Source organism: Mycobacterium sp. NAZ190054 (assembly GCF_001545925.1).
Classification (GTDB): domain Bacteria; phylum Actinomycetota; class Actinomycetes; order Mycobacteriales; family Mycobacteriaceae; genus Mycobacterium.
Window position 1 is genome coordinate 1 of the sequence record NZ_LMVQ01000542.1, and the last position, 514, is coordinate 514.

At 64.4% G+C, this 514-nt stretch carries 1 protein-coding gene; it reads right to left on the reverse strand.

The window, feature by feature from the left end; translation table 11 throughout:
* Positions 1-91: 91 nt before the first annotated feature.
* Positions 92-514: CsiV family protein (locus ASJ79_RS25630; protein WP_067961474.1), on the reverse strand; the 423-nt coding region annotated here is incomplete at its 5' end.

Genomic DNA, 514 nt, shown 5'->3' on the forward strand with positions numbered 1-514 from the left:
AGCGGCAAGGTGCGCGCGGTGTTGGCGCGGGTCCTTGCCGGCTAGGCGGCCATCGCAACGAAAAAAAAGGCCGCTATTGCGGCCTTTTTCGCTATTGCGCAGGAGGTGCGGCGTCGAAACCGCCTTCGACGGGAGGCGCGTCCGCCGGTGCCTGCTGTTCTTCCATTTCCATGGGATTGGGGGCGGCGGGACGGGCGCCGACCGGCACCACCTTGATCAGGATGCCCAGGCTCGGATGGTCGAGATAGGTCAGTTCGCCATTCTTCAGCCGCGTGCCCTGCCTGATGTGCTGGCTGCCGGCGAGGAAACCGTCGTCGCCGAAGCGATTGACCCAGAAATCGGCCTCCATGTCGACGAAGCGCACCTGGCTGAGGGTCAGCGTACCTTCCACCGGGAAATGATGATCCTGTTCCTGGCCTTCGCTGAGGGCGATCTTCACCGGGGTCTCGCCGATGTCCTGGCGCCAGGCCTTGTGCAGCAGCACGGTGTAGCCGTTGTCCTGGCTGAGCTTGGC